Raw genomic sequence first — 14,453 nt, forward strand, 5'->3', positions numbered from 1 at the left:
CTTTCCTTGTGTATCATAACATGGTGAAATCTAGTTAATTGTTGTTAGGGGGATAGGATATGGAAGAAGGCAAACTTATTCATATGACACTTGCTGGTATTAAAGAAGCTGTTTCTAAGTACGGCATTTTTCCAATGATTCAACCAGGTGGTTTCGTATTAGAAGACGCCACATTTGAATTTAATGAACCTGCAACAGAAGAAGAAATTAGAAAACTAAAATCACATTTCAATGTAAGTCTACCCAAGGATTATGAAGAATTCTTAGCTCTACATAATGGAATGAAGTTTTTTGATGGGGTTGAAATACTTAGTATTGAAGATGTTTTGGAATACAATGAAACAGAAGATCTTCCTGAAAATTGTTTTTTAATTGGGTATCATTTTGATGGCCGTTATCTAATTGATACTAAACAGTATGAAAAGGGTCTTGACTTTATGTTTTATTTGGATGCGATTGATCATTTCGATGAAGCTATCGAGGTTGCTCCAAATTTTGAAATTTGGTTAGACCGGTTGGTAAGCTCTAATGGATTTAAATATTGGGAAATAAACAAAGATGTTAAGCTGTATTATGAAAATATGGATTTAGAAGAGACTCCCTATGATTAGGAGTCTCTTGTTTATTAATACGCTCTCCACCAAGGATTAACTTCACTTCTATGAAATGCGCTATCTAATGGAATTAAATTGCTAGTGGAGTTACCGCCACCATATTCTCTAGGTAATTGATGGTGTATTTCAAACTTTGCCCAAGTCTTTTTCCCATATTTTTTCTCATACCATGCTCGGTATGCTTTTCTTTCTTTATTTCCCCAGTCAACTTTTTTCTTAACTTTCTTAAACGTTCGCAGGTGCAAGCAAGTCTAAGCCTGATTGTTTATCTGTATAAACAGGAAAGAAAGTACCTTTTTTATTGGTTAAGTACAAACCTTCAGTCCATGTTAGAGTTCGAAGCGTAGGAGGTTTTCCTGCCCATGTTGCAATGGCACTACCTGAATATTTCCAAAAAGAAGTATAGTCAACGTTAAGAAGCTGATGTACTTCTGCCCCTTTCTTAATCTGTCCCCCAACAAAGGTTTTTCTAATAACATGTGGACACGTAAATTGCTTGTTATAGTAGCCACTTTCACATAGTGCTTGTTGAACTTCAAGTGTGGCAGGCCGAACCCCAACGACTTTTGAAATCTCTACTCCATGAATAACTTTGTTCACTTTCCCACCTAAAAAAGTATGGCTTAGGTAAACAACACTTTTTGAGCTTTTCTGTATTCCTATACGCTGACTGTCAGAAGTGACTTGTCCAGTTGAAATTTTGCCATCTTTTTTACCATATGCAATATAAGTTTGGTATGAGTTTTCAACTTCAAGTCCTTCTTTTTTTGCTATTTGAGTTAGCTTATTAGAAGCGTCTGAAATGGGTTGTTTTGATCCTTCAGTTTTTTGCTTTATTCCATTAACTGAAGAAATACGTTGGGTAAGGTCGATTCCTTGGATGCTTGTTTTGTTAGATGATTCACTTGCAGCTACTTTCTTTTCATGTGTGAAGAGTCCAGAAAGAAGTAACACAACAGTTAGAGCGGTTAATCCAAAGCATTTTAACAACTTTTTCATAAACAATCATCTCCTTTTTCTGTGTTACATAACAAATGAACAATTAACGAGTGTTAAATCGTTACAAATAATTACATATATCCCACCTACAGACAGGATCGTATCAAATAACCTAAAAAATTACAATTGATTTTTAGAGAGTTAAGAAACATTTAAAGTTCTAAATTCCTAGGTTAATTGGTTGTGTGTTAGGTGCTAACATGGGGATTTGTGGTAAAATTTATATGGAGTAAGCGTGAAAGGAGAATGATATGAAGGTTTTTGAAGCTGATTCATTACTCTCTGAAGCGGATAAAAGAACCAAAGAGTTCAAGGAACTAAGGTCACAAATGGTGAAGCTCAAAAAAGCGTTTAAGTCCGTAGCTGACTTAGATGACAGCGAGTTTTCAGGTAAGGGTGCTAACAACATTAAAGCATTTTATCATGATCATGTCGGTGTTACCGATCAATGGATTGATTTAATTGATATGAAAATTGCTTTTTTAAGCAGCGTTTCTGCAAAACTTGAAGAAGCTAAGATGTCTGATGCTTACATAGAAGAATCCTTCCTAGAACATGAGCTGGTGAACGCTTATACAAAATCAAAATCCATTATGTCTGAACAAAAGAAAGCGATGAAAGACATCTTAAACGACATCAATGATATTCTTCCCCTTGAAATATTCTCAACAGAAGACTTCAAAGACAAACTTTCTTCTGCAGATGACAAACGTGAAAAAACAATTGATAAGCTAAACAAGCTTGATGAGGATTTAAAAACAGAATACGCTGAAACAGAGCCTAACGAACAATTCATTCAGCAAGATTTTAAAAAGCTGCAGGAATCAACAGGCAAAGGGAGAAACGCCACCCCGATTCAATATAACGCCAAAGCGTATAGAGAAAGTGACATACATAAGAAAAAAGGCGATATTGAGAAGCATTCTGAATCTTATTTAAGCGTGAAAAAAGAAGAAGCAAAAGAACGAGAAATCAAAGAATTAAAGAAAAAACTTAATGATGGTGTGTCTGATCCTGATGAGTATTTAGAGATCGCTAAGAAAGTAGGCTACGAGAATCTTGAGCCAGCTCAAGTTCAGCTTGCGGTGCAAATCGAACAAGCAAAGCAGCTAGAAGGGGCAGGAGAAATCACCTGGGATATCGTAAAAGGTGTAGGAGTAGGTTTATATGATGTTGGTAAAGACACTGTAACCGGCATATGGGACTTCATCACCGATCCAGGAGAAACCTTGTTAGCACTAGGCAATGCAGTTATTCACCCAGTGAAAACATATGATGCTGTTTCAGCAGCAATTGAAGAATCGTATCAAAAAGATATGGTGAATGGAGATGCCTATTCTAGATCCAGATGGGTGACGTATGCAATTGGTTCAGTGGCTGTAGCTGTTTTTGGAACCAAAGGTGCAGGAGCCATTAACAAAGCAGATGCAGCGGGCAAAGTAATAAACAAAGCAAGCCAAGCAGGGAAGAAAATGAAGGACGTTAAGATTCCAGATTTACTACCTTACAATCCTAAGTATAAGCTTGCTCTAGCAGATAACGTACCATACAATGTGGTTGATAGCCAAAACCTTAAGAATGAACTTTTGACTAATGCGAAGAAATTACCAGATGGAACAAGAAAGCCGTTTACTGGACAAAAGATTAATCCACCATGGTTAAATAAAGAAAAGTATGAAGCGTATGAAATAAAGGGGAAGGTAAAGGCGAAGGGGGAAGTTAAAGATGTAAGCCGAAGAGTGTATACTATGAAAGATATAGATATTAATCAAAAAACGGAATTCGGCGTTACAAATCTTCAACTAATGAAAAACGGGAATGCCCCTTATGCAAAAGATGGCACACAGATTAATTTACATCACTTGATTCAAGAAGAACCTGGCCCAATGCTTGAAATCCCGAACAGTTTACATACAAAATATAGTGATGTCATTCATAAGCTTAAGTCTGATGGTAAAAGTTTTAGAAATGATAAGGTTTTAAAGGCCCAATACGAAAGCTTTAGAAAGAGATATTGGAAGTGGAGAGCGAAACAATTTGAGAATGGGAATTGAGGTGTTTAAATGATTTATTCGAAGGTTGAAAACTTTATTAATGAAAATAAACAAAATGCTATATTTACAGATGGCACAAGTCATGGAAACATTGTTCGCATTGAAGAAACTCTACAAAGCGATCTTCCCAATAGCTATAAATGGTTTTTAGAAAAATACGGTGCAGGGGGTTTATTCGGTGTTCTAGTTTTAGGCTACAACTTTGATCATGCATCAGTTGTAAATAAAACTAAGGAATATAGAGAACACTATGGCCTTACTGATGGACTTGTAGTTATTGAAGATGTTGATTATTTTGCTTACTGTCTAGATACGAATAAAATGAAAGACGGAGAATGCCCTGTAGTTGAATGGGATAGGGTAATTGGTTATCAAGATACTGTTGCAGACAGCTTTATTGAATTTTTTTATAATAAGATTCAGGAAGCGAAAGATGGCTGGGATGAGGATGAAGACTGGGAAGATTAAGCAAAAGTATTACAAATAAGGCCGAAACTTATTGAATCTGAGCTCATATGATATACATTAAGGTATCAAGGTCATTGATGGCATGATACTGAAAAAGGAGTGAGATTCATGGGAGGATTTTATTTCTTTGGTGCTTTGATTTTAACTTTTTTGCTAGGTGTTGGCTTATTATCTCTTGGTGCTTATATACTTTGGAAACTCATAAAGATGCGCTAGGTTTGATGGAGGCTCGCTTTTGACTTAAAATAACTGTTTGCTTAATCTCACTTTTTGAAAGTTGTTGTCCCTGAGTAGCTGTACTGTGGGCTTAGTGAAGATAGGGCTGATGATACGATTAACACAATACCAAAGTATTGTTGCTTGTCGAACCTATATCCTCAATCTAAATAAAATAATGGTTTTAACCATAAAGCAATAGTATTGCAAATACCATTTCTATATGGTTATAATTAGGGTAATGATACAATTATATAATTATTTTTTGTATTTTGATTTAAGGAAATGCATAAAATAAAAAGACCGAGGTGCGCCAACACCCCGGCATGTACAAAAAGCTGCCCATCAAAGGGCTTGCTCAGATGTCGTTCTAGATAGACCTAGCCCTTCAGGTGTCTAAGCTCAAGGGAGGTCTATTTTTTATTTATATACGTCAACAGGGCAATTATAAATGACCCGAATGCAAGCATTAGCATTAATGCCTGGAATGTTGACATAGCCTCACCCCCTTTCATAGGGGATGAGCAAGACTCCCTAGAGTGAGCAAACTTAATGTACAGGAAATATTATACTATACATAAATCCCCTTGTCGTTAAAAATTCACAATATATTGATAACGAGCAAAACGAAAAGTGAGGGTTGAATATGAAGACTGTTAGCCAAGAAATCCAAGATTTATCTATTGAATCCTTGAGGTCAACTTTTAGTAAACTTTCAAATGCTTATAAAAGCACGACAGAAAAAGGTTCAAACACAACCCTTGTCAAAAAGAGACTAAGCGCAGTAAAAATTGGTTTAGAAAGCCTAAAAGGTACTTGGAATGGTGAAGATTTTTGCTATGAGCAAGAAATCATATTGACTTCTAAAGAAGTTCTACAAGATATCATTCCATCTATTGAAAAACAATTAGCAAAAGCAAAAGAAGGCAGTTCTCAAAAAACATTAAATGAGCGTCGCTTAACTGCATTAAAACAGGCAATCGAATCCTTAGAGAACCGTCTTATATAAGACAGTAAACTGTTCCGGAATCGGGTGCGTTACATAAACAAGATTGAAGGAAACTCTGTTTACTAGGGCTTCCTTTTATTTTTGCGTATTTATCAACATTAAAATTTAACAGAGCCATTCAATTATTAAATCATTTGAATGATTGTCGATATTTAATATGTGTAAAAACGGAAAAATTCTACAATTCAGACTTTACTTGTTTCATAGAGTGGACTTACTTCGTTCTTCATGTGGAATGAATTACATAAACCCAGCTGCAGCTCCATTGTAGCTGGTTATGAGAACTTCAGTATAATCATAATTGATCACTTTCAGCCAATTATGAGAACGTTTATTAATTTCATAAGGGGAGTCAGCTTTATTGAGTACGATTGCCTCTAAGTTTTTTCTTTGGCCAAGGCAAATGAACGACTTAGAGGCAATTAACTGACCGTCTTTGAAGATAACATCGAAGACAGAGTAAACAATCTTATGGGCTGATTTTTTGGACATAAAACGTTCCATTACAGCTTCAAAGTCAGGAGCACCATCTGGAGAAGCTACAATGACTTCACAATCTCTAATGTTTATTTTCTTTGTGATAAATGGTTCGAATGGGGATTAATTACAGATATTATTCCATCAGATTAGAAACAAGAATTGCGATTCTACGAAAAATGATAAGGCTATGGTGGAACAAGACTACCTATAATGTAATTTTAGTCCTTTGTAATTAAATTACAAATAGTCATAATATTCACTCGTGAATTCATGGTATTATATTGAAGGGAACGATCAAAAGCTTTGGCGTTAGTAATTAAGAATGTTTTAAATATATACGAGTGCTACCTCATGTCAAAGTCAGAAAAAATATTATAGGAGGTAACATATGTTTAAGTTTAAAAAGAATTTCTTAGTTGGATTAACGGCAGCTTTAATGAGTATAAGCTTGTTTTCGGCAACCGCCTCCGCAGCTAGCACAGACTACTGGCAAAATTGGACGGATGGGGGCGGAATAGTAAACGCTGTCAATGGGTCTGGCGGGAATTACAGTGTGAATTGGTCTAATACCGGTAATTTTGTTGTTGGTAAAGGTTGGACTACAGGTTCTCCATTTAGGACAATAAACTATAACGCTGGCGTTTGGGCGCCGAAAGGCAATGGATATTTGACTTTATATGGTTGGACGCGATCACCTCTCATAGAATATTATGTAGTGGATTCATGGGGTACTTATAGACCTACTGGAACGTATAAAGGTACGGTATACAGTGATGGGGGTGTATATGACATATATACAACGACACGTTATAATGCTCCTTCCATTGATGGCGAAAACACTACTTTTACACAGTATTGGAGTGTTCGCCAGTCGAAGAGACCAACTGGAAGCAACGCTACAATCACTTTCAGCAATCATGTTAACGCATGGAAGAGTCATGGAATGAATCTGGGTAGTAATTGGTCTTACCAAGTCTTAGCGACAGAGGGATATCAAAGTAGTGGAAGTTCTAACGTAACAGTGTGGTAACAGATCATCTTTAATCAGGGGTAGCTAACGGGCTGCTGATCGTTCCTTAAGAATTTTTATAATCATTGTTATTATTGTGAGTTACTAATAATCGACGGTCTTTTAGTTGGAATCCCAATATATGCCTCGGATATGGTAAATAATTATTAAACAAACATTAGGAATATATAGTCACGCACTTCAATCAATGCAATTAGAAGCAGCAGATAAGATGGATTTATTGTTAAATGCGTGACCTCACCTGTGACCTGACCAAATAAAAAAAGCGATGAACTTCGCTGTGTAAAGCTTTGTAGTACCTCTTTTGACACGCCACATTCGTGTGCGCCGCAAAGGGCATGTACATCGGCTTACACAATTCAGCTCATCGCTATATGAAATAGCATGGCAGGTGAAGGAATGCAAGGGTTACTTTGTTATAGACAACAAGATTTAGCACAGAGCAGGATCTAAGATAAACGATTAACTTCATAAGCGGCACGGATTCCAGACTCAATTGCGCCTTGCATCCACGCATGAGTGAGTGAGGCATGTTCGCCAGCGAAATGGGTTCTTCCCTCAGGAACAGGGATATAGGGGTACAGTTCTAATTCTTGTCCGGGTTCCATAGCTGTAAAGGCCCCCGCAGAATAAGGATTCTGACTCCAGCTAAAAGAAGCGCCGGACACAAATTCAGACCATACAATATCGCCATATATCTCTGATAAATTCAGTAAAGTATACTGAATACGCTCTCTTTCTGAAAGACTGTCCCACATCAGTGCCTCATCTGCCCATGTATAACTCGCCAGAACAACAGCATGTCTATTTGCTCCAATACCAGTGCTTGGATAATACGAAAATCGAATCGGAAGATCAGTAATAGATTGCCCGCCGCGCTGCCCGGCTTTTTCCCAAAATCGCTTTTAAACTCTATGCCGATTTTGGTTGCGCTTATATAGTTCAGTTCGCGGATTGCCCGCCGTTTATAGTAGGAAAAAGAATGGTATGGTTCGACTTTGACAAATCGCAATGTTGAAAAAGGAATGGTTACAATAGCAAGATCAGCTGTGAACGCTACATGCTCTGCTGTTTGTTGATGCTGACAATGGACCGTAACGCTGTGCTCATTTTGAGAAATTTTCATCATTTTTTGATGGTATAGAATATCTGTTTTTAGTTGAGGAAGAAACGCGTGAGGAAGCCGATCCATTCTGCCTGTTTTTTCATAGAAGTGAGTTGGTGAAGTGAAAAAGATGGATTCCCGTAACACTTCAACAAGGGACATACCCATATACGCTTCCATATCCAAAAGGATTCCTATCATATCGATCGCGCCATATGAAAAATATGTGTTTAAAAAAGAGCTTAACGAGTCATTTTTGTATTGTTCTTCAACAATCCGCCAATTTCTCTCTGGATTTTGATTAATAAAATGCAGAATAGGCTGCAATACAGAAAGCATCAGCTCTTCCGCGGTTTTCCCTTGTTCGTTTGGTGCAACGGGGTATCTTAATATCTGAGGATTTCGTTCAAAAAGATGGAGACGTGTTTTAATTCCGTTCGTGTAAATGATGTCCATTTGGCTTTTGTTGATAAATACATTTGTTGGCAGCCTGAATTTTTTTATATATTCTAAGGTTAACATATGGATATTCGGAATGCGCATCGGACCAACATTAAAGTACAAACCATCACTAAAGGGAGATCTCAACGTGCAGACACGGCCGCCTGCTCTTCCGCTCGCTTCAAGAATCGTTACTCTGTGACCGGCATTTTTCAGCAAAGATGCTGATACAAGCCCGGCCAATCCGGCTCCCACAACAATAATATGCTTTGGATGATGTGATGCGCTAAGTCCGTTTCTAATAATCTTCACCATGTCATCATTCGTGAGAGAATTCATTTTTCGGAGGCACCTCTTTTTTGAATTTATGGCATTATATTCAGTGAAAAGGACGCCTATCACGTTCTGTTCATATCTTTTGGAATTGGAACGCCAAAACGAACATTTATTCTCATTAAAAGAACAAAATGGGGAGACATATATTGACTAATTTTGTTATAAGACTGTAAATATTTCAAAAAGTCTCTTAGATGAACAAAGCAACTCTTAAGGAACTTCAAAACTTCGAAGCGAAGTATCAAATTAAACACCTAGAGGTAGAGGAATTCATTTATTTAGCCATGAAGAACTTGAAGAGGAACTGAAATATGAGGATTTGTCTGAAGAACACATCAATAGTATTCCGGTTGACTGCTAATTGGAAGGTTACCTTTTGATGATCGACAAGGATAAATAGGATAAAGGTAATCCCAGTAAGCAAAACAATTGTTGGAGATGCACAAAATAAAAAGGCCGAGGGACGGCAATACCCCGGCTTTGTACAAAAAGCTACCCATCAAAGAGCTTGCTCAATGGTCAATCTGTGTAGGCCTAACCCTTGAAGATTCCTAACTCAAGGGAGGTCTATTTTTTATTTATGAACTTGCTGTTGTAGGGAATACGGAGAGACAGGGAAGTGTAGTGTTAGCTGCATCTCTGAACTTAAAAAAGATTTCTGAATCAAAACAGGATCGGTACTTTTTATGATAGCTGAAGATCCAAGAATACATCTCGTAAATCTCTAAATAAAAAAGCTTTTCATCAGTTCCGGTTGATTCCTTTTTACAGATTTGTTCCTGAAAAATGTGTTAATTCTTAAGATGTTTAATGAATTTACGTGAATGATTTAAGTCCCTCATAAGCCGATAAGGCTTACTGATAGCTCGAGCGGGGCTTTTATTGTGATGAATCATATCCCATGGCCTGTTCACTGGTCAGAAATTTCTTGAGTTGTTGAATAAGAATAGTATTTAAAGAGGTTATTGTTGTCTTAATATCGAAATAAACATTAAGTTTAAGTACTTTTGATGGGAGTCACTTTAATGCATATAACAACAAAAAGGTTATTGATACGTGAATTTGAATTAAATGATTGGCAAGCTGTATATGAGTATACATCAGATATTCATGTTATGAAGTATATACCAGAAGGGGTTTTTACTGAAGAAGATGCTAAAGAATTTGTAAATAAAAACAAAGGTGATAACGCTGAAAAATTTCCTGTAGTGCTAATAGATGAAGATTATCTTATAGGTCATATTGTTTTTTATAAGTATTTTGGTGAACATACATATGAGATTGGGTGGGTGTTTAATCCAAATTATCAAAATAGAGGGTACGCTTCTGAAGCAGCACAAGCTATCTTGGAATATGGATTTAAAGAAATGAACTTACATAGGATTATAGCTACGTGTCAGCCTGAGAATATTCCATCATACCGAGTTATGGAGAAAATCGGAATGAGAAGAGAAGGCTTTTTTAAAAAATGTATTCCCAAAGGCAATGAATGGTGGGATGAATATTATTACGCTATTTTAGAAGAAGAGTGGAAATAAACTATTAATAATTTTTAAGTCTTACCTCTTTAACAAAAGTTCTTTTATTAAATGCAGCAACATTGGTGATACAAACAAAATATACCTCCTATAACCACTACAATTCGCTTATGACGGGATAAGTTATATGCCGGGGAGATCATTCTTTGTAGGATTCGCTTGAGGACTAAATTAGCGTTCTTCATATGCAAACCCGAAGAACAATGTTATAGGAATTTCTTAGTTAATGTTGTAATTATATTGGCGGCATACCGTCTTAGTTTTTAAAGGTTGATCAGGTAGAAGCTTTTAAGAAAGATTCAGCAACTATAAGATAGAGTTATGAAGTCCAAATAATCTGGAATGATGATATATGTCCATATATTGAGAGATGAAGCGCACTTGCAGCAGAAAGCAGAGCGCTTTTTTTAATGAGGAATCTCAATAAAACAATAATTTTAATCAGAAAAGAGATGTGAAAAGTATGGATAAAATAATGTGAGGTCAAATAAAGTGTAAACAATGGGAAAAGCTGATCTTAAGCAAAAATGGATGAAGTCGAATAATCCTGATCACGCAGGCAATATTATTTTAGTCTAGTTTTGGAATAAAAATTAATCAAATTTATGTTAATAACAACATTGATAAATGAACAAAAGAAAAGAACATGTTTTGAAATAAGATTGATCAAAACATGCTTGGTTAATTTCTTTATATTACATTTGCGGGGGTTCCAAACCAAATTTTGTCCATTCCTCTTTTGCTGGACCATAAATACCTGGAACACTTAACCCTGCTTGTCTCATAAGAACAGTCATTTGTCCTCGATGGTGATTTTGATGTTGAATTAAAAACATCAAAAGTGAACCATTCGGCAATTGTTGCCCAATAAAGTTGATACGTTCTTGGAGTGTATAGTCAGTCCATTGGGTTTTTAATGCCTCTACAAATGCATTACTGGCTTGATGATAACTGTCTGCTATAAACTGAGCCGAAGTAGGAACAGGATAATCTTCAGCTGGGGCATGAAACGTTAAGTCTGTGTTTGAGGTAATGATGCGAATGGCAGCAACAGTATGCCAAGCAATACGGCCTAAAGTCCAACTTTCTGAAGTTATTTCCTGTTTAAGTGATTCATCAGTTAGACTATTTAGTATTTTCTGTGTTGCACCGGCTTCGAACTCCCAAGATTTTAAAAAATGATTTAAGGTTTGAAACACAAAAATCCTCCTTATAATATTTTGTTTTCTTTCTATGAACCTATAGTTCAATTATAGTGCCATGTTTAGTTAAACAGAACAAAATTTTAGGCAAGAATGATCCAATGAAAAAAGGCATCGAAACATTCTTAAATAAACGTCAAGACTGTATTTCAAATTTACATTTAAAATACATGAAATCAAAATCAAAATCAAACTAAATGACAATGAAGCCGAACGAAATTTGCTTGATGTTGAATTGCAGAATGGATTCTTTTTTTACAAGGATTCTGAACAAGTGTTTTAAAAAGCAAGGGGAACATGTCTTGTTTTTAATTAGAGACGATTCAGGAGAAAGAACATAACAAAGTAAAGAAGCCAGCTGCAGTTTTTGATTCAAGTTGCATTGTTTTATTAAAAATTCAATACAAGATTACTTTGAAAATATACAGAACCAATATTGAGCGGCAGGTTAAATGATATTGAGATGATATGTGTTTTATAGCGTTGCTAAAAAGATCAAAAAGAGATTGATAAAGTGTTTCGGTATCTGTAACTAAAATGGAAGCTGTATGAAAAGAGTGTTTGTCAATAAGCTGAAGAACAAAGGAGCTGAGGGAACATGAAGTTCTTTAAATTTCACGTGATCAAAAATAAAGAAGGAGATTACCTCACATGTAATGAATTATTATAGTAGGAAAGAGAAAAATTTTACAACAAAGGGAGGAATGAGTTAATAATGAAGAGTTTTATTAAAGGTGCTGTTCTAACTGCTGTTCTAGGTATTGGTGCTACTTTATTTGCAGGGGATGTATCTGCACACGGGTATATAAAAGAACCTGCTAGTCGAGCGTACATGGGATCATTAGAAAAACAAATAATTGGTTGGACTGCAGCTACTCAAAAATATGGTTCCGTAGTTGATAATCCTCAATCGGTAGAAGGACCAAAAGGGTTTCCATCAGCGGGTCCACCAGATGGGAAAATTGCATCAGCAAATGGAGGATCGGGTCAAATTGATTTTGGGTTAGACAGGCAGACTGCAGATCATTGGGTAAAACAAAACATACGTGGGGGTCTAAACACCTTTACTTGGCACTATACTGCTCCTCACGCAACAACAAAGTGGCACTATTATATAACCAAGAAAGATTGGAATCCAAACAAACCTTTAACAAGAGATGAGTTTGAATTAATTGGTACTGTTGATCACGATGGTTCAAGGGCCGATACGAATCTATCTCATAAGATTTATGTACCAACTGATCGCAGTGGTTATCATGTCATTCTAGGGGTGTGGGATGTTGCGGACACCTCTAATGCCTTTTATAACGTAATTGATGTAAACCTCACACGATGATGTTGAACCTCCATCCAACAAATCTTAATGCCTCAAAAGTAACGGCAAATACTATTGAATTAATGTGGTCAGATCCAGTTGATAGTGGACAAGAATATGAGGTTTACAGAGATAATGAGAAAATTTGCCAATGCATCTAGTACAGTGTATACCGATACGGTTTTAATAGCTAACAATAGATATAGCTATACGGGAAAAGCGATTAGTGTATCAGGTAAGCCATTACTAGTTAGTAAAGTGTTGACTGTAACAACGACTGAAGATGTAACGGAACCGAGAGAATACAAAGTGTTTGAGTATGGAAGTTCCAGAATCAAATGGGATGCTGTGAGGCTTTTAAGGAGTTATTCTATTCAGATCGGTTAGATGTTCGTGCATCTGCCGATATTTTTTTACCTTAATAGAAGTGTACTCGAAAAGTCTATTTAAAAACCCTAATGATTATAAAGAGTTTTTGTTACAACATAATGGGATGGAAATGTTTGACGGTATTTAATTACTTTGCACAGAAGGAATTATTGATTACAATGAAGTCCAAAATTTCCCCGAGGGATACGTCTTAATTGGATATCATTATGATGGGAGATATGTCATTGACACAAACAGATCAAGAAAAGGATTAGATTATATGTTATATCTAGATTCAATTGATAATATTGAAGATGCAGTTAACTTAGATTCCAATTTTGAGATATGGTTTGACATGTTAGTGTCTTTTAACGGGACGAAATATTGGGAATCGAGTTCGAAGCATCCAATCAGTTAAGGTCAGGGCTTGTCAGTCGTGAGATTGTTGTCCCACTGTGAAAGTTTTAAGGTCGGTTGCTAGTACTTTTGCGGTGCTTGTATCACGAATATCCCCAGGAACTGCAGATTTAGATCCGTCTCGAATCGATTTGCCTTGGTTACATGATCCCAATCTGCTTCAGTGACTTTTCGAAACCTTTAGGGCCGCCAAGTTGTTGCAACAATATGTTCCCAGCAGTATTATCGCTGTAACGAATAGCAGCTGCCTGTATCCACGTGTTTTTCTGTGAGTGGAGAATATGTAACAAGATCGTCTTTGTCAATTAAGTTTTTCTTCAGGGCAGCAGCTGCGGCTAGAACTTTATAGGTTGATGCTTAAGCAAACCGTTCATTTGGCCGATAGGCGATAGCCTTGTTTATACCTGTGTCAATTACAACGCCAAGCATAGCATCAAATCATTTCTCAAGCTGAACAAATTTTATAGTAGTTATACGGCTTGGCATTTTTGTTTCTCCTATAGCTTTTGCTTCAGCATGCGTTGATCCGTAAGAGGGTTTAAAACCAGTAAGGCTTAAACATAAAGTCCAATACATATTTCAAAATAAGAGTAAAATCGATATATTTCCAATGAAATGTTCCCCATGACTGTTAGTTTAACAAAACCCTTTTCATTCATCTTGTTTTCTGTTTTTTTATAAGTTAAGAAGGCATTGAGGGCAGAAGGGGGAACAAAATAGAAAAACACCTATTTTAAAGGTGAGCCTTATGTGAAATGTTACATCATTGATCATAGGGCAAGCGTAGCAGATTTTTATAATTGCATATATTTCCACCATAGGGCATTATTTAAAAGGATGGCACGAAAGTCATCTACATG

The 14,453-nt window shown here is 36.3% G+C and carries 10 protein-coding genes and 7 pseudogenes; 10 read left to right on the forward strand and 7 right to left on the reverse strand.

Going from position 1 to position 14,453, the window contains the following annotated elements:
• The first annotated feature begins 59 nt into the window (after positions 1-59).
• Complete coding sequence (locus JMN17_RS04435; protein ID WP_202327509.1) at positions 60-611, forward strand: SMI1/KNR4 family protein; 552 nt, start codon at positions 60-62, stop codon at positions 609-611.
• A 228-nt stretch (positions 612-839) separates the two neighbouring features.
• Here JMN17_RS04435 and JMN17_RS04440 read toward each other — a convergent pair whose 3' ends face one another.
• Positions 840-1,613, reverse strand: a complete 774-nt coding sequence (locus tag JMN17_RS04440; protein WP_242519853.1) for a hypothetical protein — start codon at positions 1,611-1,613, stop codon at positions 840-842.
• 251 nt (positions 1,614-1,864) lie between these two features.
• On the opposite strand from JMN17_RS04440, the gene yobL reads away from it, so the two are divergent.
• Entirely contained in the window at positions 1,865-3,667 is a 1,803-nt protein-coding gene (yobL, locus tag JMN17_RS04445; RefSeq protein ID WP_202327511.1) for an LXG family T7SS effector ribonuclease toxin YobL, read from the forward strand.
• A gap of 9 nt (positions 3,668-3,676) precedes the next feature.
• Positions 3,677-4,135 (forward strand): SMI1/KNR4 family protein, encoded by a 459-nt coding sequence (locus JMN17_RS04450; protein WP_087993970.1) that lies wholly within the window; start codon positions 3,677-3,679, stop codon positions 4,133-4,135.
• A 629-nt stretch (positions 4,136-4,764) separates the two neighbouring features.
• Here JMN17_RS04450 and JMN17_RS04455 read toward each other — a convergent pair.
• Positions 4,765-4,848 (reverse strand): putative holin-like toxin, encoded by an 84-nt coding sequence (locus JMN17_RS04455; protein WP_082786706.1) that lies wholly within the window; start codon positions 4,846-4,848, stop codon positions 4,765-4,767.
• A 149-nt stretch (positions 4,849-4,997) separates the two neighbouring features.
• On the opposite strand from JMN17_RS04455, the gene JMN17_RS04460 reads away from it, so the two are divergent.
• Positions 4,998-5,360, forward strand: coding sequence for a hypothetical protein (locus JMN17_RS04460; RefSeq protein WP_087993972.1), 363 nt, complete (start codon positions 4,998-5,000; stop codon positions 5,358-5,360).
• 243 nt (positions 5,361-5,603) lie between these two features.
• Here JMN17_RS04460 and JMN17_RS22070 read toward each other — a convergent pair.
• Both JMN17_RS22070 and JMN17_RS22075 read right to left on the reverse strand, forming a co-directional pair.
• Positions 5,604-5,753 (reverse strand): annotated as a pseudogene (locus JMN17_RS22070) (ATP-dependent DNA ligase); the annotation flags it as partial.
• A gap of 18 nt (positions 5,754-5,771) precedes the next feature.
• Positions 5,772-5,924, reverse strand: a pseudogene (locus tag JMN17_RS22075) (ATP-dependent DNA ligase); the annotation flags it as partial.
• A 24-nt stretch (positions 5,925-5,948) separates the two neighbouring features.
• On the opposite strand from JMN17_RS22075, the pseudogene JMN17_RS22080 reads away from it, so the two are divergent.
• Positions 5,949-6,020: pseudogene (locus JMN17_RS22080) on the forward strand (hypothetical protein); the annotation flags it as partial.
• Between the two features lie 208 nt (positions 6,021-6,228).
• Positions 6,229-6,870: an endo-1,4-beta-xylanase XynA gene (gene xynA, locus JMN17_RS04470; protein ID WP_087993973.1), complete on the forward strand. Its 642-nt coding sequence runs from the start codon at positions 6,229-6,231 to the stop codon at positions 6,868-6,870.
• 449 nt (positions 6,871-7,319) lie between these two features.
• Here xynA and JMN17_RS04475 read toward each other — a convergent pair.
• Positions 7,320-8,755 (reverse strand): annotated as a pseudogene (locus tag JMN17_RS04475) (flavin monoamine oxidase family protein).
• 582 nt (positions 8,756-9,337) lie between these two features.
• On the opposite strand from JMN17_RS04475, the pseudogene JMN17_RS21640 reads away from it, so the two are divergent.
• Positions 9,338-9,551, forward strand: a pseudogene (locus JMN17_RS21640) (UV damage repair protein UvrX); the annotation flags it as partial.
• Positions 9,552-9,777: 226 nt separating this feature from the next.
• On the forward strand, positions 9,778-10,290 hold the full coding sequence (locus JMN17_RS04480) for a GNAT family N-acetyltransferase (RefSeq protein WP_202327513.1): 513 nt from the start codon (positions 9,778-9,780) through the stop codon (positions 10,288-10,290).
• A 695-nt stretch (positions 10,291-10,985) separates the two neighbouring features.
• Here JMN17_RS04480 and JMN17_RS04485 read toward each other — a convergent pair.
• Positions 10,986-11,489 (reverse strand): DinB family protein, encoded by a 504-nt coding sequence (locus JMN17_RS04485; protein ID WP_202327514.1) that lies wholly within the window; start codon positions 11,487-11,489, stop codon positions 10,986-10,988.
• Positions 11,490-12,207: 718 nt separating this feature from the next.
• On the opposite strand from JMN17_RS04485, the gene JMN17_RS04490 reads away from it, so the two are divergent.
• Positions 12,208-12,828, forward strand: coding sequence for a lytic polysaccharide monooxygenase auxiliary activity family 9 protein (locus JMN17_RS04490; protein ID WP_087993967.1), 621 nt, complete (start codon positions 12,208-12,210; stop codon positions 12,826-12,828).
• Between the two features lie 433 nt (positions 12,829-13,261).
• Positions 13,262-13,594, forward strand: a pseudogene (locus JMN17_RS04495) (SMI1/KNR4 family protein); the annotation flags it as partial.
• Here JMN17_RS04495 and JMN17_RS04500 read toward each other — a convergent pair.
• A pseudogene (locus tag JMN17_RS04500) lies at positions 13,580-14,219 on the reverse strand (serine hydrolase); the annotation flags it as partial. The pseudogenes JMN17_RS04495 and JMN17_RS04500 overlap by 15 nt on opposite strands.
• Positions 14,220-14,453: the final 234 nt, after the last annotated feature.

The sequence above is a fragment of the Bacillus sp. RHFS10 genome, from assembly GCF_016757475.1.
Classification (GTDB): domain Bacteria; phylum Bacillota; class Bacilli; order Bacillales; family Bacillaceae; genus Bacillus; species Bacillus subtilis_G.